This window comes from Streptomyces sp. NPDC042346 (genome assembly GCF_055581845.1).
In genome coordinates this window covers 26,845-45,881 of sequence record NZ_JBVJEH010000017.1, presented here as the reverse complement: position 1 = coordinate 45,881, position 19,037 = coordinate 26,845, and the positions used below count along the sequence as shown (strand labels likewise).

14 protein-coding genes are annotated in these 19,037 nt (G+C 73.9%); 8 read left to right on the top strand and 6 right to left on the bottom strand.

Annotation, left to right across the window (positions count from 1 at the left end):
- Positions 1-21: 21 nt before the first annotated feature.
- On the bottom strand, positions 22-711 hold the full coding sequence (gene ftsE / locus ACZ6K0_RS42205) for a cell division ATP-binding protein FtsE (protein WP_024761477.1): 690 nt from the start codon (positions 709-711) through the stop codon (positions 22-24).
- A 235-nt stretch (positions 712-946) separates the two neighbouring features.
- Here ftsE and ACZ6K0_RS42200 point away from each other — a divergent pair, with 235 nt between their 5' ends.
- A complete protein-coding gene (locus tag ACZ6K0_RS42200) occupies positions 947-1,129 on the top strand; it encodes a hypothetical protein (RefSeq protein WP_376405301.1) in 183 nt (60 codons plus the stop codon).
- A 127-nt stretch (positions 1,130-1,256) separates the two neighbouring features.
- On the opposite strand, the gene ACZ6K0_RS42195 is transcribed toward ACZ6K0_RS42200, so the two are convergent.
- From ACZ6K0_RS42195 to ACZ6K0_RS42180, 4 genes are all read right to left on the bottom strand, one after another.
- Complete coding sequence (locus ACZ6K0_RS42195; RefSeq protein WP_469236082.1) at positions 1,257-2,081, bottom strand: LPXTG cell wall anchor domain-containing protein; 825 nt, start codon at positions 2,079-2,081, stop codon at positions 1,257-1,259.
- Between the two features lie 410 nt (positions 2,082-2,491).
- A complete protein-coding gene (gene prfB / locus ACZ6K0_RS42190) occupies positions 2,492-3,595 on the bottom strand; it encodes a peptide chain release factor 2 (RefSeq protein ID WP_376405297.1) in 1,104 nt (367 codons plus the stop codon).
- Positions 3,596-3,731: 136 nt separating this feature from the next.
- Positions 3,732-4,988: a serine/threonine-protein kinase gene (locus ACZ6K0_RS42185; RefSeq protein ID WP_376405295.1), complete on the bottom strand. Its 1,257-nt coding sequence runs from the start codon at positions 4,986-4,988 to the stop codon at positions 3,732-3,734.
- A 107-nt stretch (positions 4,989-5,095) separates the two neighbouring features.
- Positions 5,096-6,835: a serine/threonine-protein kinase gene (locus ACZ6K0_RS42180; protein WP_469236081.1), complete on the bottom strand. Its 1,740-nt coding sequence runs from the start codon at positions 6,833-6,835 to the stop codon at positions 5,096-5,098.
- Between the two features lie 447 nt (positions 6,836-7,282).
- On the opposite strand from ACZ6K0_RS42180, the gene ACZ6K0_RS42175 reads away from it, so the two are divergent.
- The 4 genes from ACZ6K0_RS42175 (at position 7,283) to ACZ6K0_RS42160 (ending at position 15,040) form a co-directional block, all read left to right on the top strand.
- The gene (locus ACZ6K0_RS42175; protein WP_469236080.1) at positions 7,283-11,227 is read left to right on the top strand and encodes an FHA domain-containing protein; all 3,945 of its coding nucleotides are present in this window, start codon (positions 7,283-7,285) and stop codon (positions 11,225-11,227) included.
- A gap of 124 nt (positions 11,228-11,351) precedes the next feature.
- Complete coding sequence (locus ACZ6K0_RS42170; protein ID WP_376405289.1) at positions 11,352-12,722, top strand: ABC transporter substrate-binding protein; 1,371 nt, start codon at positions 11,352-11,354, stop codon at positions 12,720-12,722.
- A gap of 9 nt (positions 12,723-12,731) precedes the next feature.
- On the top strand, positions 12,732-14,120 hold the full coding sequence (locus ACZ6K0_RS42165; RefSeq protein WP_469236079.1) for a carbohydrate ABC transporter permease: 1,389 nt from the start codon (positions 12,732-12,734) through the stop codon (positions 14,118-14,120).
- Positions 14,117-15,040 (top strand): carbohydrate ABC transporter permease, encoded by a 924-nt coding sequence (locus ACZ6K0_RS42160; RefSeq protein WP_469236078.1) that lies wholly within the window; start codon positions 14,117-14,119, stop codon positions 15,038-15,040. The genes ACZ6K0_RS42165 and ACZ6K0_RS42160 overlap by 4 nt, the downstream gene beginning before the upstream one ends.
- Positions 15,041-15,125: 85 nt before the next feature.
- On the opposite strand, the gene ACZ6K0_RS42155 is transcribed toward ACZ6K0_RS42160, so the two are convergent.
- Entirely contained in the window at positions 15,126-15,725 is a 600-nt protein-coding gene (locus ACZ6K0_RS42155) for a TetR/AcrR family transcriptional regulator (protein ID WP_376405283.1), read from the bottom strand.
- 139 nt (positions 15,726-15,864) lie between these two features.
- Here ACZ6K0_RS42155 and ACZ6K0_RS42150 point away from each other — a divergent pair, with 139 nt between their 5' ends.
- Genes ACZ6K0_RS42150 through ACZ6K0_RS42140 form a run of 3 tightly spaced genes read left to right on the top strand, consistent with a single transcriptional unit; the run spans position 15,865 to position 19,026 of the window.
- Positions 15,865-16,791 (top strand): ABC transporter permease, encoded by a 927-nt coding sequence (locus ACZ6K0_RS42150; protein ID WP_469236077.1) that lies wholly within the window; start codon positions 15,865-15,867, stop codon positions 16,789-16,791.
- Entirely contained in the window at positions 16,784-17,605 is an 822-nt protein-coding gene (locus ACZ6K0_RS42145) for an ABC transporter ATP-binding protein (protein ID WP_469236076.1), read from the top strand. The genes ACZ6K0_RS42150 and ACZ6K0_RS42145 overlap by 8 nt, the downstream gene beginning before the upstream one ends.
- A gap of 26 nt (positions 17,606-17,631) precedes the next feature.
- Complete coding sequence (locus ACZ6K0_RS42140) at positions 17,632-19,026, top strand: glycosyltransferase 87 family protein (protein ID WP_469236075.1); 1,395 nt, start codon at positions 17,632-17,634, stop codon at positions 19,024-19,026.
- The last annotated feature ends 11 nt before the right edge of the window (positions 19,027-19,037 follow it).

Genomic DNA, 19,037 nt, shown 5'->3' with positions numbered 1-19,037 from the left:
ACCTGTTCTTCGCCGACCCGCTCAGTGCTGGTATCCGTAGACGCCGCGCGCCTGGTCGCGGACGAGGCGACCCTTCTCGAGCTCGATGACGCGCTTGCGCATCTGGTCGACGATGTTCTGGTCGTGGGTCGCCATGACGACGGTGGTCCCTGTCCTGTTGATGCGGTCGAGCAGCTTCATGATGCCGACGGAGGTCTGCGGGTCGAGGTTGCCGGTGGGCTCGTCGGCGATCAGCAGCATCGGGCGGTTGACGAAGGCGCGGGCGATGGCGACGCGCTGCTGCTCACCACCGGAGAGCTCGCCGGGGCGCCGGTCCTCCTTGCCGCCGAGCCCGACGAGGTCGAGCACCTGCGGGACGGCCTTGCGGATCTCGCCGCGCGGCTTGCCGATGACCTCCTGGGCGAAGGCCACGTTCTCGGCGACGGTCTTGTTGGGGAGCAGGCGGAAGTCCTGGAAGACGGTGCCGAGCTGGCGCCGCATGTGCGGCACCTTCCAGTTGGAGAGCCGGGCCAGGTCCTTGCCGAGGACGTGCACCTGGCCTTGGCTGGCGCGCTCCTCACGCAGGAGCAGCCGCAGGAAAGTCGACTTTCCGGAGCCGGACGAACCGACGAGGAAGACGAACTCCCCCTTCTCGATCTCCAGGGAGACATCCCGGAGCGCGGGGCGGTTCTGCTTCGGATAGGACTTGGAGACGTTGTCGAATCGGATCACGGATGCACCACGGTCGGCCGGGAGTAGGTGTGCGTGACCTTACGCGAACGGGGATGGCCCGCGCAGTCGCGGTCCTGGCTTGCGTGCTTTATCCTTTTCGCCCTTTCGGGCGGAAGGCGGACAATCCGGCGGGGCGCGCCGAAACGCCCCGGAGCTGGCACAGTGGTAGGGGGAACGTCCGGACCCCTCCGGGCGTTGTCCTGGTGTGGATCCCTGTGCGGGAGGAGGAGAGCGCATGACCTACGACCGACTGGTGTGCGCCAACTGCGCGGGCCCGGTCGCCGAGGGCCGCTGCCGCGTCTGCCGCGCGAACCGGGAGCGCCTGACCCCGCAGGGGCTGACCCCGGCGATGCTTCTGACGCTGGCGATCGCCCTGCTGGCCGCGATCGCCCTGCTCGCGGTGATCCAGGCGGCCTGAACGGCCCAAGACCTTGTACCGGACGGGGAGAGACACCCAGACGAGCCGGAGCGCGACGAAGGGCCGAGGAGAGTGATCTCCCCGGCCCTTCGTCATGCGCGCGCTCTCACGCGCTCACGCGGGTCCGTCAGACGGCGGCGTTGCCGCCACCGGCGACGAGACGCGGCAGCATGCGGAAGCCGATGCCGCCGGCGATCATGGTCGCGGCGCCGATGATCAGGAACGAGGTCTCGGCCGCACCGGTCTCGGCGAGCTCCTCCTTCGCCTGACCCTGCTGCACGGGCTGCGAGCCGGCGTTGTTGGTGTCGGTGTTGTTGTTGCCGGTGTCCACGCACTCGGCGCCGTCGAGGTCGACGGTGCAGGTGCCGGGGTCGCCCGCACCGGAGCCGGTGGAGCCGCCGTCGGCGCCTTCGTCCGGGGTGACGGGGCTGTCGGTCGAACCGGGGTCGGTCCCGCCGTTCCCGTTGCCGCCGTTGCCGTTGCCACCGTTGCCGTTGCCGTTGCCGGGCTTGGTGGTCTCGCCACCGGGCTCGGTGGTCTCACCGGGGCCGGGCTCCGTGGTCTCGCCCGGACCGGGGTCCGTGGTCGGGGGCTCCGTGGTGGGGGGCTCCGTCGTGGGCGGCTCGGTGGTCGGAGGCTCCGTGGTCGGAGGCTCCGTCGTGGGCGGCTCCGTGGTCGGGGGCTCCGTGGTCGGGGGCTCCGTCGTGGGCGGCTCGGTGGTCGGAGGCTCCGTGGTCGGCGGCTCCGTGGTCGGCGGCTCGGTGGTCGGCGGCTCGGTGGTCGGCGGCGGCGTCTCGCAACCGGCGTCACCGGGGAGGCACGTCTCCGTCGGGGCCGGCTCGCCGAAGGCGCCCACGGCCTGCGCGGCACCGGCCGCGGTCAGCGAAGCTCCGGCGGCGATCACCGCACCGGCGGCGATGCGCGCGAATCGGACTCGCATCTGCTTGGTCATCTGGCTGCTACCCCCAGTAGCTCAAACTCGTCATGGGGCAGCGCTCGGGGCCCCGCGCAGCAGGGGCGGCGTCACGACTGGGCCGGCCCCCGTTCACACGCGCCCCAGAAATGCGCATGCCAGTACGTCACCCTTCCGAGTTTCCGATGAAGCGTCAAGGCCGTTGCGCGTGCGATGCCCGAAAGATCCACAAGTGCCCGTCATGAGACGATGCAACTGTGACGTAAACCCGTAACTCCGGGCCCTGTGACAGCAGTTCCCTTGTCGACAAAGCGCCCCGACGGCCCCGCTGCCGCTTGCGCCAGCGAATCCGCACGACGGTACGGAACGAGTCCGGGCCCCGCACCGAGAAAGTGCGGGGCCCGGACTCGTACGGCTGAACGGGTCAGCCGGGAAGGCTACTTGTCCTGCTACTTGTCCTGCTGCTTGCGCCAGCGGATGCCGGCCTCCAGGAAGCCATCGATCTCGCCGTCCAGGACCGACTGCGGGTTGCCGACCTCGAACTCCGTACGGAGGTCCTTGACCATCTGGTACGGGTGCAGGACGTACGAGCGCATCTGGTTGCCCCAGGAGCTGCCGCTGTCCTTGAGCGCGTCCATCTTGGCGCGCTCCTCCTGGCGCTGGCGCTCCAGGAGCTTGGCCTGGAGGACGTTCATGGCGCTCGCCTTGTTCTGGATCTGGGAGCGCTCGTTCTGGCAGGAGACCACGATGCCGGTCGGGATGTGCGTGATGCGCACGGCCGAGTCGGTCGTGTTGACGCCCTGGCCGCCGGGGCCCGAGGCGCGGTACACGTCGACGCGCAGCTCGGACTCGTCGATCTCGACGTGGTCGGAGGACTCGACGACCGGGAGGACCTCGACGCCCGCGAAGGACGTCTGACGGCGGCCCTGGTTGTCGAAGGGCGAGATGCGGACCAGGCGGTGGGTGCCCTGCTCGACGGAGAGCGTGCCGTAGGCGTAGGGCGTCTTCACCACGAAGGTGGTCGACTTGATGCCGGCCTCTTCCGCGTACGAGGTCTCGTAGATCTCCGTCGCGTAGCCGTGGCGCTCCGCCCAGCGCAGGTACATGCGCTGGAGCCGCTCGGCGAAGTCGGAGGCGTCGACGCCGCCGGCCTCGGCACGGATGTTGACGAGGGCCTCGCGCTCGTCGTACTCGCCGGAGAGGAGCGTGCGGACCTCCATCTCGTCGAGGGCCTTGCGGACGGAGGTGAGCTCCGTCTCGGCCTCGGCGAGGGTGTCCTGGTCGTCCATCTCCTCGGCGAGCTCGAAGAGCACCGAGAGGTCGTCGATCCGCCCGCGCAGGGTTTCGGCCTTCCGGACCTCCGCCTGGAGGTGCGAAAGCTTGCTCGTGATCTTCTGCGCCGCGTCCGGGTCGTCCCACAGGGACGGGGCCGCGGCCTGCTCTTCGAGCACGGCGATGTCGGCCCTCAGCTTCTCGAGGTCCAGGACGGCCTCGATCGACCCCATGGTCGAGGAGAGGGACTTCAGCTCTTCGGATACATCGACGACTGCCACGCGTCCAGCGTAACGGCTCCGGGCGAGGAGCCGAACCTTTGGCCGTGACGGCCGTACGGCTGTCCCCTGCGACCGCCCCCCGGGGTCGCCCTGGGGCGGTCCCCTCAGGCTGCCCCCGCGCCCGTACGGCTGCCCCCTACGGCTGGGAGGACTGCTTGGAGTCCTGCGGCGGCGCGTCCCCGTCCCCGGAGGCCGCGAGGTAGCCGCCGGCGCCGAGCGCGCCGGCGACCACGACCGCCGCGACGGCGAGGGTGATCCGGCGCTTGCGGACCACGCCCGCCTTGTGGCGGGCCGAGCCGGGACGCCGGGCGCCGGCCGGGCGGGGGGCCCGGGCGGTGCCGAGGGGGCCGCCGGAGAGCTCGTCGGGGGCCGGGACCCGCATGGAGGTGTGGGTGTCCCTGTTGGAGTCGGCGGACGCGCCGGGGACGAGCGGGACGGCGGCCCGGCGCGGGCCGGGCTCACCGGCGCCCGTGCCGGTGGCGTACGCGTCGTCCTCGTACGGCTCCGACGCCTGCGCGGACCCGGGTGCCGGGTCCGAGTCCGGCTCGTCCACGTCCAGCGGCGGAATGCCCTTGAGCAGCGGCAGGACGTCCTTGAGGCGGGCGGCGAGCTCGGAGGCGCGCAGCCGCGAGGCGGGGGCCTTCGCCAGGCACTGCACGATCAGCTGCCACAGCTCCTCGGGGATGCCGGGGAGCGGGACGACGGTCTCGGTGACGTGCCGGCGCAGGACCGCGCCGGGGTGGCCGCCGCCGAAGGGCGTGAAGCCGGCCAGCAGCTCGTACAGGACGGTGGCGAGGGCGTAGATGTCGACGGCGGCGCGCGGCGGGAGGCCCTCGACGATCTCGGGGGCGAGGTAGTCGGGGGTGCCGATGATCCGGGTCGCCTTGGTGCGGCCGGGGGTGTCGATCAGCTTGGCGACGCCGAAGTCGGTGAGGAGGGCGGGGTGGGCGCCGCCCGGGCCGAGCGGGCCCTCCATGTCGAGCAGGATGTTCTCCGGCTTGACGTCGCGGTGGACGACCCCGGCGGCGTGCGCTGCGGCCAGGGCGTCGGCGACGTCGGCGGTGATCGCGACGGCGGCCTCGGGGGCGAGCCGTCTCTCCCGGTCCAGGCGGGTGCGCAGGTCGGTGCCGCGCACGAGGTCCATGACGAGGGCGAGGTCGTTGCCGTCGACGACGAGGTCGCGGACCTTGACCACCCGGGGGTGGTCGAGGCCGAGGAGCGCGGTGCGCTCCTGGACGAAGCGGCCGACGAGCTCCTGGTCGGATGCCAGGTCCTCGCGCAGCAGTTTGACGGCGACGGGCCCTTCGGGTCCCTCGCCGAGCCACACCGTTCCGGCGCTGCCCCGCCCGAGGATCTGGTGGGCGGTGTAGCGGCTGCCGATGTTCCGTGCCAAGACTGCTCCCTCAGCGGCTGCGGTTCGCGTCAAAGCTACGCGTCCGCAGCCGCCGGTCGTCACTTCCGAAGCGAAATCACCCTTCGGAAGTCGATAAATCGGCAGTATTACTGTCCCGTACCGCCGGTAGTACCCCCGGAGCCGGTGGCCTCGCCGATCGTGGAGACCCAGTCCGTGATCTTCGTGATGCCGTCGCCGATGGCCTCCCAGTAGCCCTTGCCCTGGGCGACCCAGTCCTGGAGCGGGGTCAGCTCCCAGACGAGCCAGCCGGCGACCACGAACAGGACGATCGTGAACAGGCAGCCCTTGAGGCAGCCGAGGCCGGGGATCCGCATCGGGTTCGCGCCGCGCTGGCGCGGCGGGCGCGGCTCGCGGGGCGCGGGCGCCTGGGGCGGCGGCTGCGGCGGCGTGTACTGCTGCTGGGGCGGCTGCTGCGGCTGCGCGTACTGCTGCGGGGGCGGCGGGGGCGCGTACTGCTGCGGCTGGTGCTGCTGCTGGTACTGCTGCGGCGGGGCGGGACGCTGCGGCGCAGGCCGCTGCTGCTGGTGCTGCGGCTGCGGCTGCTGCTGCCCGTACTGGCCCGGCTGGCCCTGCTGCCCGTACTGGCCGGGCTGCCCCTGCTGGCCCTGCTGCTGCGGGCGCTGCGGGCGGCGGCGCAGCGGGTCCTCGCTCGGGTCGAGGTACTGCACCTGCGTCTGCTCGTTGCGGTCGCGGGCCGCGCGCAGCTGGCTCTGCCAGGGGTGCGGGTCCTCGGACTGCGGCGGCTGGGACGGTACGGGCGGCATGACGGCCGTCGGGTCGGCGACGCCCGCCGGGCCGCTGGTCGGCATCACGCTGGTCGCGGCGGCGGGGTCGTAGTGCGCCGGGGCGCCGGCGCCGCTGGGCAGCACCTGGGTGGCGTCGGCGGCCCCCGGGGTCTCCGGGACGGGCGCGGGCGCCGGGTCCGGGGCCAGGAGCGCCCCGACGCCGTCAGCGGCCTCGATCTGCGCGGGCGTGGCGTGGACGCCGATGCCGGCGGCGACGGCGCGCAGGCCGCGGGCGAGGTTCTCGGCGCTCGGCCGGCGGTCGGGGTTCTTGCTGAGGCAGCGCTCTATGACCGTCCACAGCGGGCCGGGCACGGTCGAGGGGCGGCGCGGCTCCTCGCTGAGGTGCCGGTGGAGGACTTCGAGGGCGGTGCCGCCCGCGAAGGGGGGCCGGCCGGTGACGAGCTCGTAGAGCAGGATGCCCGCGCCGTAGATGTCGACGGCGGAGGTCTGCGGGCGCCCCTCGGCGGACTCGGGCGCCACGTACGCGGGCGTGCCGACGAACTCGTGCGTCCGGGTCAGGCCCGGGGAGTCCGCGAGGCGCGCGATGCCGAAGTCGGTGAGCATCGGGTGCATCTGGCCGCCCTGCTCGGCGAGCAGGACGTTGGCCGGCTTGAGGTCGCGGTGGACGACGCCGTCGGCATGGCTGGCGGCGAGCGCGTCGGCGATCTGGGCCGTCAGGAGGGAGGCGGCGACCGGGGTGAGCGGTCCGCTCTCCCGGATGTACCGGTGCAGGTCGGGGCCTTCGACGAGGTCCATGACGAGGGCGAGGACATCGCCCTCGACGACCAGGTCGCGGGTGCGCACGATGTTGGGGTGGGTGAGCCGGAGGAGCACGGACCGCTCGCGCAGGAAGCGCATCACGATGTCCGCGTCGTTGGCCAGCTCCTCCTTGAGGACCTTGATCGCGACGGTCTCGCCGGGCTGCCCGGCCACGGCCGCCTCGGCGCCCGCCGTCTCCCGCTGGCGGGCTCGCCAGACGGTGCCCGTGGCGCCGCGTCCGAGCGGCTCCTCGAGCAGGTACTTGCTGCCGATAGGCCGCACGTCACGCGCTCCCTGCTGATCGTGGTCCTGGGGTGATCTCGTGTGCTCCCCGGGGTCCCTGTTCTCTGTTGTGACCCGTCCGGGCGTCCGACCCACTTTAGTGCCGCCGAACGGGTCACAGGCCGGTCGTCCACAGGCGGAATATGCACCGAACTTGTCCGGAAGAAGACGCTCCGCGGGCCGTGACGGTTGCCAGGCATGGTCCGAAGGCATGCCCAACCAGGCATTTTTAGGACCACAGCCGACCATTCAAGATCACTTGTGGCCGACCCGCGGGCGTGTTGTCGGTGGCAGGTGCGAGGATGCCTACAGCACGTCGCATCAGTGGGGTCGGGAGCCCCCCGCGCCGTGCCGACCTGTACCGGACGACGCGTCCGTGCCGGGTGGGGGGAGTCACAGGGCGGTTCCCCTGCCGGGCATCTCGCGCAGAAGGGACCGCTGACGGCGATGCAGATCCGGCTGACCGTCCTCGCGCCGCATTCCGGCCATGGCAGCCACGGCGGCCACGGCGCCGGGCGCGCCTGCGACGTGCTCGTCACGGCCCCCGCCGGGACGGCGCTCGCCGCCGTGGCCTCCGGTCTGGCCGCCGCCGTCACCGGCCCCGACACCTCCGCCTCGGGCACGACCGTGCTCTACGCGGGCGGGGACCGGCTCGACAGCAGGCGCTGTGTGCTCGGCGAGCCTCCGCTCGTCGACGGCGCCGTCCTCTCGCTCCAGGTCCCCGGCCCCGACGACCGGCTCGGCGAGGCCGCGTCCGCCCGGCTGCACGTGGTGGCGGGACCGGACGCGGGCGGGGTGCACCTGCTGCACGGCGGACCGATCAGAATCGGCCGCTCCGTCGACGCCGACGTGCCGCTCGACGACCCGGACGTCTCGCGCGCGCACTGCACGGTGATCGTCGGCGACGACGGCCGCGTCACCGTCTCCGACCTGGGCTCGACGAACGGGACGACGCTCGACGGCGTGCCGGTCGGCGACCGCCCGGTCCGGCTCCGCCCCGGCTCCCTGCTGCGCCTCGGCGAGTCCGCCCTCCGCCTGACGGGCCCCGGCGACGGATCCGACGGTACGGAGACGGTGGCGACGGCCCCCGACGGCGAGGGCCACCTGCGCGTCGCGCGCGGGGCTGCCGGGCCGGACGGGACGCCGGCGCCCGCCGGTCCCGACGCGCCCTCGGGACGCGCGGGACGACAGGGACCTCCGGGATCTCCCGGTTCTCCGGGGCTTCCCGGACTCCCCGCCGACGACACCACCCACGGCGGCGCGCGAGGCATCCCGTACGACGCCTCTCACCACGCCCCCCAGGGCACCCGCCACGACGACGTGTACGCGGATCCGTACGCCGCCGAGCCCTACGGCGACCGCCCCGGCTCCCCCGGCCACGCGCGCGCGGAGGAGCCCGAGGGCCCCCACGACCACGCCGGCGGCGAGGCCCACAGCAGGACCCGCGAGTCCGGCCGCCAGGGCGCCGCACCGTCCCCGGCACCCGGCCGCGCGGGCGGGAAGCGCGGGCTCGGCGCCTGGGCCCGGCGCCTCGCGGGCGGGCGCGAGGAGCTCCCCGCCCGGGAGGCCGACCCCCGTACCGCCCCGGACACCCACGCGGGCGCCCCCGCCGGTGCCCTGAGCAGCGGCCGTCCGGGCCCCGCCGGACGGGACGCGGCCACCGGCCCCGGCCCCGTGGCCGGCACCTGGCCCGACCCGGCCACCGTCCTGCTCGCCGCCCTCGGCCCGGGCCCCCGCCTCTGGGAGCGGGCCCAGGACCATCCCGAGTCCCTGGTGGTCCGGCTCGGCACGACCGACCGCGCCGAACTCTCCGGGGTGCCGGTCACCGTCGGGCTGCGCGAGGCCGGTTCCCTCGGTCTCGCCGGCCCCGCCGACCGGCTCGCCGGACTCGCCCGCTCCGTCGTGGCCCAGCTCGCCGCCCTGCACTCCCCCTCCGACCTGGAGATCGTGCTGATCAGCGCCGACCGGAACCGCTCCCTTGAGGAGCGGCGCCGCGCCTGGGGCTGGCTCGGCTGGCTCCCGCACGTCCGCCCGGCCCACGGCCAGGACTGCCGCCTGCTCCTGGCGTACGACCGCGAGCAGGCCCACGCCCGGACGACCGAGCTGACCCGGCGGCTCGACGACGGTCCCCTCGGTCCCGGCTGGCCCAGCGCCGACCGCGCGTCCGTCGCCGAGGCCGCCGCGCGCCACACGGGCGCGGCGACGGTCGTGATCGTCGACGGGGACCCCGGTTCCGCCGCGCTGCGCGAGACCGTCGCGCGTCTCGCGGGCGCCGGGGCCGCGGCGGGCATCCACCTGCTGTGCCTCGCCGAGGCACCCTCGGCCACCCCGGAATCGCCGGTGGCCGCCACCTACGAGGCGGCCTGCGCCGCTTCCCTCGCCTTCCGCGAGTGCGGGGCCGCCGCGCTCCTGAGCGGCGACGTCGCGACGGCGCTGCGGCTGGTCCGCACCTCCGGAGGACGGGTCGCGGGCCACGGCACCGTCGGCATCGTCGACGCGGTCTCCGTCGCCTGGGCCGACCGGTTCGGCCGGGCCCTCGCCCCGCTGCGTACGGAGACGGCGGCGGCGCCGCACGGCCGGGCCGCCGCGCTGCCCCCGTCGGCCCGCCTGCTCGACGAGCTCGGCCTCGCCCGGGCGACCCCCGCCTCCCTGCTGGCCCGCTGGGCCTCCGCCGGCGACGGGACGGCCGTGCTCGGCGCGGGCCCGCGCGGCCCGCTGTCGGTGGACCTCACCCAGGAGGGCCCGCACCTGCTGATCGAGGGACCGGCGGGCAGCGGCCGCACGGAGCTGCTCCGCTCGATCGCCGCGTCCCTCGCGGCCGGCGGCCGCCCGGACCGGCTGGGCCTGCTCCTCGTGGACGGGGCGGGCGGCGAGCGCGGCGAGGGCCTCGCGGTCTGTACGGAGCTGCCGCACGTCACCGAGCACCTGGTCGCCTCCGATCCGGTACGGATGCGGGAGTTCGCGCAGGCGCTCGGCGCCGAGCTGAAGCGCCGGGCCGAGCTCCTGGGCGACGGCCACTTCGCCGACCGGCGCGGGAGCCGCACCGCGCCCGCCGCCGACCGGCTGATCGGCCAGCGCTCCCCGAGCGCCGCGGAATCCGTGCCGCAGGGCGCCCGCGCGACCGTCCGCGTGTCCGAAGCGGGCGACCTGACGGACCGTCCGAGCGGCCGTACCCTGCGCACGGGCGACGGCACGATCGGCGCGCTCCCGAGCGCGCGCGGCGCCCGTACGCCCGACGGCGACCTCGGCGGCCGCCCGAGCGGCAGGATCACGTACTCGGGCGCGGACGAGCTCGGCGGCCGCTCCAGTGGACGCACGCTCCGCACGGGCGACGGCAGCCTCCACGACGGCTCCAGCGGCCGGGTCCCGTACCCCGGCGCGGACGACCTCGGGGGCCGCTCCAGCGGGCGCGTGCCCCGCACGGGCGACGGCAGCCTCCAGGAACGCTCCAGCGGCCGGGTCCCGTACCCCGGCGCCGACGACCTCGGCGGACGTTCCAGCGGGCGCGTGCCCCGCACGGGCGACGGCAGCCTCCAGGACCGCTCCAGCGGCCGCGTGCCGTACCCCGGCGCGGACGACCTCGGGGGCCGCTCCAGCGGGCGCGTGGCGCGTGACGGTGGGACCGGCTTCCTGGCCGACACGCCCAGCGGGCGGCTCCCCCGGCGCGAGGGCGGGTCCCTGGACGACCGGCCGAGCAGCCGCACCCTCCGCACGGGCGACGGCGACCTCGCCGACCACCCGAGCGGCCGCGTACCGCACCCCTCCAGCGAGCAGCCCGGGGCCGCCGACCCGACCGGTGGGCGGATTCCGCGGCCCACCGTCGGCGAGTCCGGCTCCGCCCGGGCGGCGGGCGCCGGGCCGCTGCCGCGGCTCGTCGTCCTCGTCGACGACTTCGACGCCCTGGTCGCCCCCGCGCTCGGGGCCCCCGGCCGGCCGGCCGCCGGGTCCGTCGTGCGGGCCCTGGAGGCCGTCGCGCGGCACGGCGAGCGGCTCGGGGTGCACCTGGTCGCGACCTCGTCGCGACCGGACCGGACCGCCGACACGGAGCTGGCCCACGGGGCCCGGCTGCGGATCGTGCTCGACGCGCCCCCGGTGTCCCCCGGCCCGGACGTACCGGCGGCCGGGCGGGGCAGGCTCGGCCATCCGGACGGCCGCGTGACCCCCTTCCAGGCGGGCCGCGTGACCGGTCGCATCCCGCGGACGGCGACGCTCCGCCCGGTCGTCGTCCCGCTGGAGTGGGAGCGGATGGGCGACCCGCCCACCCGCCGCCCGGTCCGCGAGCTCGGCAACGGCCCGACGGATCTGGCCCTCCTCGCGAGCGCCCTCGACCGGGCCGCCCGTTCGGTCGAGGCGACGCCCATACCGCCGCTCGCGCCCGCCACTCGCACCTGACGGCACGTCACGAGGGAGTCACGATCACCCACTTGACACGGAAGGCGGTATTGCGGGGGCTCCGTCACCCGGCGTAGACCTGTCGGCACGGGACAGCGACGCGCACGGGAGAGACGGGGCAGCGATGCGTACAACTCTTCGTCCACGCAAGACCACAGTGACCATCACGGCGCTCACGGCGCTCACCGCACTGGCCCTCGCGGCCTGCGGTGGCGGCGACGGCGGCGGGGCGCGCGAGGATCCGGGGGACGCCACGTCCACCCCCGGCACCTCCCTCAAGGGCGAGAAGATCGAGGTCGCCGCCGTCTGGACGGGCCCCGAGCAGGAGAACTTCACCAAGGTCCTCAAGGAGTTCGAGAAGCGCACCGGCGCGACCGTCACGTTCGTGCCGGCCCAGGACCCGATCGTGAACTTCCTCGGAACGAAGATCGCCGGCGGCTCCCCGCCCGACGTGGCGATGCTGCCGCAGGTCGGCGCGATCCAGCAGGCCGCCGCCCAGAAGTGGCTGAAGCCGGTCGGCCCCGAGGCCAAGGCCCAGCTCGCCGCGAACTACTCGCCCGGCTGGCAGAACCTCGGCGCGGTCGACGGCACCCAGTACGGGGTCTACTTCAAGGCCGCCAACAAGTCCCTGGTCTGGTACAACACCGCGGTCTTCGAGAACGCGGGCGCGACCGAGCCGAAGACCTGGAAGGAGTTCCTCACCACCGCCGAGACCGTCTCGGCCTCCGGCGTCACCCCGGTCTCGGTCGGCGGCGCGGACGGCTGGACCCTCACCGACTGGTTCGAGAACGTCTACCTCTCCCAGGCGGGCCCGGCGAAGTACGACCAGCTGGCGAAGCACGAGATCAAGTGGACCGACCCCTCGGTCACCGCGGCCCTCACCACGCTCGCCGAGCTGTTCGGGAAGCCGGCGCTGCTGGCGGGCGGGACGAGCGGCGCGCTCCAGACCGAGTACCCGGTCTCGGTCACCCAGACGTTCACGGGCGGCGACCAGCCCAAGGGGGCGATGGTCTTCGAGGGCGACTTCGCGGCCGTCAACATCGCCCAGACGGAGGCGAAGATCGGTACGGACGCGAAGGCCTTCCCGTTCCCGGCGGTCGGCGGCGGCATCGCGCCCGTCGTGACGGCCGGCGACGCGGCCGTGGCGCTGAAGGACACGAAGGGCGCGCAGGCGCTGCTCGCCTTCCTGGCCTCCCCGGACGCGGCGCGGATCTGGGCGGCCGAGGGCGGCTTCCTCTCCCCCAACAAGAACCTGGACCCGTCCGCGTATCCGAACGACGTCCAGCGCGAGATCGCCAAGGCCCTCGTCGGCGCCGGTGACGACTTCCGCTTCGACATGTCGGACCAGATGCCGCAGTCCTTCGGCGGGACCCCGGGCAAGGGCGAGTGGAAGGCGCTCCAGGACTTCCTGAAGAACCCGAAGGACATCGCCGGGGCCCAGGCGCGCCTGGAGGCGGACGCGGCGAAGGCGTACCGGGCCGCCGCGAAGAGCTGAGGTACGGGCATGCCGAGGACCCCCCGCACCGACCCCAAGAGCAGGCACAGCACCAGCAGCACCAGCACCAAGAACAGGAACAGGAACAGGAACGGGAACGGGAGGAGCAGGACGGTCGCGGCGGGGTTCCTGCTCCCCGCCCTGCTCCTCCTCGGGGCGCTGGTCGTCTACCCGATCGGGTACTCCGTCCAGCGCTCGTTCTTCGACCGCTCCGGCTCCTCCTTCGTGGGCCTGGACAACTACCTCGCGCTCGTCACCGACGACTCGCTCCGCACCGCCGTGCGGAACAACCTGATCTGGCTGGTTCTCGCCCCCGCGGTCGCCACCGCGCTCGGCCTGGTGTTCGCCGTCCTCACCGAACGCGTCCGCTGGGGCACGGCGTTCAAGCTGGTCGTCTTCATGCCGATGGCGATCTCGATGCTGGCGGCCGGGATCATCTTCCGGCTCGTCTACGAGCAGGACCCGGACCGGGGGGTCGCCAACGCCGTCTGGGTCGGGGTCCACGACACCTTCGCCGAGTCCTCGGGCTTCCCCCGTGCCCGGCCGCTCCCCGTGCACCCGCTCACGGCGGCCGGTGGCGGCGACGGCGACAGGGGTGCGTACGTCACCAAGGAGGCGGTGCACGCCGGGGAGCCCGTCCTCCTCCCGCTCGTCGGGGTGGCTCCCGGCCGGATGCCGAAGGAGGCCCGCCCGGCGCACGAGCCCGCTCCCCCGCCCGAGGGGACGATCACCGGAACGGCCTGGCTGGACTTCACCCGGGGCGGCGGCGGAAAGCCGAACGTCGTCGACCCCGCCGAACTGGGCCTCGCCGGGCTGCGGATCGAGGCGGTACGGGACGGCACGGTGGTCGCCACGGCCACGGCGGCGGCCGACGGCACCTTCACCCTGCCCGCCGACCGCGCCGACGGAGCCGTACTCCGCCTCCCCGCGAGCAATTTCCGGGAGCAGTACAACGGCGTGGAGTGGCTGGGCCCCTCGCTCGTCACCCCGGCCGTGATCGGGGCGTACGTGTGGATGTGGGCCGGGTTCGCGATGGTGCTGATCGGCGCCGGGCTCGCGGCCGTGCCCCGCGAACTCCTGGAGGCGGCGCGGGTGGACGGGGCGAACGAGTGGCAGGTGTTCCGCAGGATCACGGTCCCGCTCCTGGCCCCGATCCTCGCAGTCGTCCTCGTCACTCTGATGATCAATGTGCTGAAGGTCTTCGACCTGGTCTTCGTCATCGCGCCGGGCTCGGCGCAGGACGACGCGAACGTGCTCGCGCTCCAGCTGTACCGCTCGTCCTTCGGCACGGACGCGGACCTCGGGGTCGGCTCGGCCATCGCCGTCGTGCTGCTCCTGCTGGTGCTGCCGGTGATGGCGGTCAACATCCGCCGCATTCGAAGGGAGACCCGCCGATGACCTCGCCCGCCCCGACGGCCGTGTCCACCCCGCCGGCCGCTCCCGGCCCGCCGCCGTCCCGCGCCCCTCGCGCCTCCCTCGCCTCCCGGATGGCGGCCCGCGCGGCCGGCGGCGGCGTCCGCGTCTTCCTCGTGCTGGCCGGCCTGCTCTGGCTGCTGCCGACGGTCGGGCTGCTGTTCTCCTCCCTCCGCTCGCCCTCCGACATCGCGGCGAGCGGCTGGTGGGAGGTGTTCACGGCGCCGGCCCGGCTGACCACCGAGAACTACGCGCACCTCCTCGCGAACGGCACGATCACCGGCTCGCTCCTCTCCACCGTCCTGATCACCGTCCCGGCCACGCTCCTCGTCCTCGTCCTCGGCTCCTTCGCCGGGTACGCCTTCGCGTGGCTGGACTTCCCGGGCCGGGACTGGTGGTTCCTGGGGGTGGTGGCCCTGCTCGTGGTCCCGGTGCAGGTCGCGCTGGTCCCGGTGTCGAAGCTGTTCGGCGCGGTCGGGCTCTTCGAGACGACGGTCGGCGTCGTCCTCTTCCACACCGCCTTCGGCCTGCCGTTCGCGATCTTCCTGCTGCGGAACTTCTTCGCGGAGATCCCGCGCGAGCTCCTGGAGGCGGCGCGGCTCGACGGGGCGGGCGAGGTGCGGCTCTTCACGCGGGTGGTGCTGCCGCTCGGCGGTCCGGCGATCGCCTCGCTGGGGATCTTCCAGTTCCTGTGGGTGTGGAACGACATGCTGATCGCGCTGATCTTCGCTGACTCGCAGTCGCCGCCGATCACGGTGGCGCTCCAGCAGCAGGTCCGGCAGTTCGGCAACAACGTGGACGTGCTGGCGCCGGGGGCGTTCCTGTCGATGGTGGTGCCGCTGGCGGTGTTCTTCGCGTTCCAGCGGCAGTTCGCGTCCGGGGTGATGGCGGGCGCGGTGAAGTAGTGGCGGCGGGCGCGGTGAAGTAGTGGCGGCGGGGCGCGGTGAAGTAGTGGCGGCGGGCGCGGTGGAGTAGTGCTCCCGGGCGGCCTCAGGCCTTGAGCGCCGCCACCGCCGCGCGCGCGAGCTCGTCCACGTACTCCGCGGGCAGCGCCGTACGGACGACGACGAGGCGCCAGTACAGCGGTCCGACGACGAGGTCGAGGGCCTTGGCCGGGTCGGTGCCCTCGGGGAGCTCGCCGCGGGCGACGGCCTCGCGGACGATCCGGGTCATGACGCCCTGCTGGCCGTCGAGCAGCGCCTCCCGGATCGCGTCGGCGATCTCCGGCTGCCGTGCGGCCTCGACGAGCAGGTCGGGGATGACCCGCGAGGCGACCGGGTGGCGCAGGGCGTACGAGGCCATCTCCAGGAGCGCGCGCACGTCCCCGTCCAGCGAGCCCGTGGCGGGCACCGGCAGGCCCTGGACGGCGAAGGCGCCGACCAGGTCGAGGACGAGGGAGAGCTTGGACTTCCACCGCCGGTAGACGGCGGTCTTGCCGACGCCCGCGCGGCGCGCGATGCCCTCGATGGACATCCGGGCGAAGCCGACGGCCGCGAGCTCCTCGAAGACGGCGGCGCGGATGGCCTCGGTCACGTCCTCGCGGAGTACGGCGGCTCCGGCGGGGGCGCGGCGGGGGGTCGGTTCGGTCATGAACGGCATCCTAACCAACGGTGACGTGACGACGATACGGTTGCGTTCCGACGTGTGAGCGTCCTAACCTCCACGTAGCGACGATACGGACCCGTTCCATCGCCGACGACACCCGCACCCTTCGTCGAAAGCGGCCCGCGTGACCACGACCCTCGCCCCACCCGTACGAGACGACCGGCACCAGCCCCCGCCCCCGCCCGAGGACCTGCGCGCGCTCGCCCTGCGCCACGGCCTGACCGTCAGCGGGGCCCGCCCCTCGCTCCCCGCCTACGTCCGGCAGCTCTGGTCCCGCCGCGACTTCATCACCGCCTTCGCGACCGCCCGCCTCACCGCCCAGTACAGCCAGGCCCGGCTCGGCCAGGTCTGGCAGGTGATGACCCCGCTCCTCAACGCGGCCGTGTACTACGCGATCTTCGGCGTCCTCATGAACGCCAAGCACGGCGTCCCCGACTACGTCCCGTTCCTGCTCACCGGCATCTTCGTGTGGACCTTCACCTCCGACACGGTCCTGGCCGGCACCCGCGCGATCAGCGGCAACCTGGGCCTCGTCCGGGCCCTGCACTTCCCGCGTGCGAGCCTCCCGATCTCCCTCGCGCTCCAGCAGCTCCAGCAGCTGCTGCTCTCGCTCACCGCACTCGGCGCGATCCTCGTCTGCTGCGGCGAGTTCCCCACCTGGAGCTGGCTGCTCGCCGTTCCGGCCCTCCTCTGCCAGGCCCTGTTCAACACCGGCGCGGCGCTCGTCCTCGCGCGGCTCGCGGCGCGCACCCCGGACATCAGCCAGCTGATGCCGTTCGTGCTGCGCACCTGGATGTACGCCTCGGGCGTCATGTTCTCGATCCAGAACCTGGCGGGCGCCGGCCGCTTCCCGGACGCCGTGGTGCTGGCCCTCCAGTGCAACCCGGCGGCGGTCTACATCGACCTCATGCGCTTCGCGCTGATCGAGAGCTACACGGCGGCCCAGCTGCCGCCGCACGTCTGGGCACTGGCCGTCGGCTGGGCCCTGCTGGCCTTCGCGGGCGGCTTCATCTGGTTCTGGAAGGCAGAGGAGACGTACGGCCGTGGCTGACACACAGGACACCACCCACGCGGACCCCCGCACCCCGACCGTCGTGGTCGACGGCGTCCACATCACCTACACGGTCCACGGCGGGCACCCCGGCGGCCGGGGCAGCGCCACCGCCGCCCTCGGCCGGATGCTGCGCCGCGGCCGTACGACTCCGGCCGGCGGCCGCCTGGTCCACGCCGTGAAGGGCGTCAGCTTCGCCGCGTACCGGGGCGAGGCGATCGGCCTGATCGGTTCGAACGGTTCGGGGAAATCGACGCTCCTGAAGGCCATCGCGGGCCTCCAGCCCGTCGAGCGGGGTCAGGTCTACACCCAGGGCCAGCCCTCGCTCCTCGGCGTCAACGCGGCCCTGATGAGCGATCTGACCGGCGAACGGAACGTGGTCCTGGGCGGCCTCGCGATGGGCATGAGCCGCGCGGAGGTGCGGGAGCGCTACGACGACATCGTCGAGTTCTCCGGCATCAACGAGAAGGACGACGCCATCTCCCGCCCCATGCGGACGTACTCCTCCGGGATGGGGGCCCGGCTGCGCTTCTCGATCGCCGCCGCCAGGAGCCACGACGTCCTGCTCATCGACGAGGCCCTGTCGACCGGCGACGCACACTTCCGGCGGCGCAGCCAGCGGCGGATCGACGAGCTGCGGGCGGAGGCGGGGACGGTCTTCCTGGTCAGCCACTCGAACTCCACCATCACGGAGACCTGCGAGCGGGCGCTGTGGCTGGAGGCGGGGACGCTGCGGATGGACGGTCCGGCGAAGGAGGTGGTGGCGGCGTACGAGGAGTTCACAGGCACGAGGGCGGCAACTCCTAAGAAATAGGGCATAACGGACTAGAGTGCCGGGGGATGACGAACGATCACCCGCAGCCGCCGCGTCGCCGGGCCCGGAACGACGCTCCGTCACCCACCGAGCCCCGCACCCCCGCCGCTCCCGCATCCCCCACCACCGCTCCCCCATCCCCCGCGTCCCCCGCCACCGCACCCCCTCCCCCCTCCCTGACCAAGTCCCCCTTCGACTCGGACACCTTCACCTCCGCCACCTTCGTCACGGTCGGCCGCGGCCCCGCCCTCGCCCTCGCCGTCGTCTGGCTCCTCACCCGCGCCGGGATGCTCCTGCTGCTCCTCCGCGACGACCTCGGCATCGGCGGGGTCGGCCGCGAGGTGGACCTCTACCGGTACTGGTACGGGCAGTTCGCGTCCGGAACCTTCCCGCCCGGCGACGTCACCTGGCAGTACCCGCCCGGCGCGGGCCTCGTGATCATGGCCCCGGGGATCGTCCCCTCCCTCACCTACTTCCAGGCCTTCGTCGCCCTCGCCCTCCTCGCGGACGCGGTCGTCACCCTCGCCCTCGCCCGCGCGGACAGCGAACGCGTCACCCACGGCGCCTGGTTCTGGGTCTGCGGCCTCCCGCTCCTCCTGCACCTCCCCCTCGCGCGGTACGACGTCCACACCACCGCCCTCGCCGTCCTCGCCCTGCTCGCCGTCAACGCCCGCTCGACGGCCGCCCACCAGCTCGGCGGGGCGCTCGCCGGGATCGGCGCCATGGTCAAGGTCTGGCCGGTGCTCACCCTGATCGGCACCCCCCGGGGCCGTACCACCCGCGAGGCCTGGACCGCCGCCGTCGTCGCCGCGCTCGCCCTCCTCGCCACCCTCGCGCTGCTCTTCGACGACTCCCTCGGCTTCCTGCGCCAGCAGGGCAACCGCGGCATTCAGGTCGAGTCCCTGGGCGGCACGGCCCTCGCGCTGGCCCGGGCCGCCGACATCTGGCCGGGCCGGGTCGAGTTCCGCTACGGCTCCTTCGAGTACCTCGGCCCGTACGTCTCCACCCTCGGGCACCTCGCCCTGCTGCTCACCGTCATCGCCCTCGGCTGGCTGCTGTTCTGGCGCGTCCGGGCCCGGCGCTGGACCCCCGCGACACCGCTCGACGCGGCCTTCGCCGCCGTGCTGCTCTTCACCGTCACCAGCCGGGTCATCAGCCCCCAGTACATGGTCTGGCTGCTCGGGCTCGCCGCCGTCTGCCTGACCTCCCGCAGCACCGTGATGCGCCCGGCGGCCCTGCTGCTGCTCCCGGCGGCGGCGCTGAGCTCGCTCGCGTACCCCGTCCTGTACCTGGAGGTCCTCGCCGGCACCCCCTCCGGCCTCACCGTCATGGTGCTCCGCAACGGCCTGCTGCTCGCGGCGGCCCTGCTCGCCGCCCGCCGGCTGTGGAAGGAGACGGTGACCACCCCTGCCGACAGCTGAAGAGCGCAGAG

Coding starts and splice junctions, on each gene's coding strand:
- ACZ6K0_RS42200 (WP_376405301.1), top strand. CDS start 947: ATGACCTACGACCGACTGGTGTGCGCCAACTGCGCGGGCCCGGTCGCC.
- ACZ6K0_RS42195 (WP_469236082.1), bottom strand. CDS start 2,081: ATGACCAAGCAGATGCGAGTCCGATTCGCGCGCATCGCCGCCGGTGCG.
- ACZ6K0_RS42175 (WP_469236080.1), top strand. CDS start 7,283: ATGCAGATCCGGCTGACCGTCCTCGCGCCGCATTCCGGCCATGGCAGC.
- ACZ6K0_RS42170 (WP_376405289.1), top strand. CDS start 11,352: ATGCGTACAACTCTTCGTCCACGCAAGACCACAGTGACCATCACGGCG.
- ACZ6K0_RS42165 (WP_469236079.1), top strand. CDS start 12,732: ATGCCGAGGACCCCCCGCACCGACCCCAAGAGCAGGCACAGCACCAGC.
- ACZ6K0_RS42160 (WP_469236078.1), top strand. CDS start 14,117: ATGACCTCGCCCGCCCCGACGGCCGTGTCCACCCCGCCGGCCGCTCCC.
- ACZ6K0_RS42155 (WP_376405283.1), bottom strand. CDS start 15,725: ATGACCGAACCGACCCCCCGCCGCGCCCCCGCCGGAGCCGCCGTACTC.
- ACZ6K0_RS42140 (WP_469236075.1), top strand. CDS start 17,632: ATGACGAACGATCACCCGCAGCCGCCGCGTCGCCGGGCCCGGAACGAC.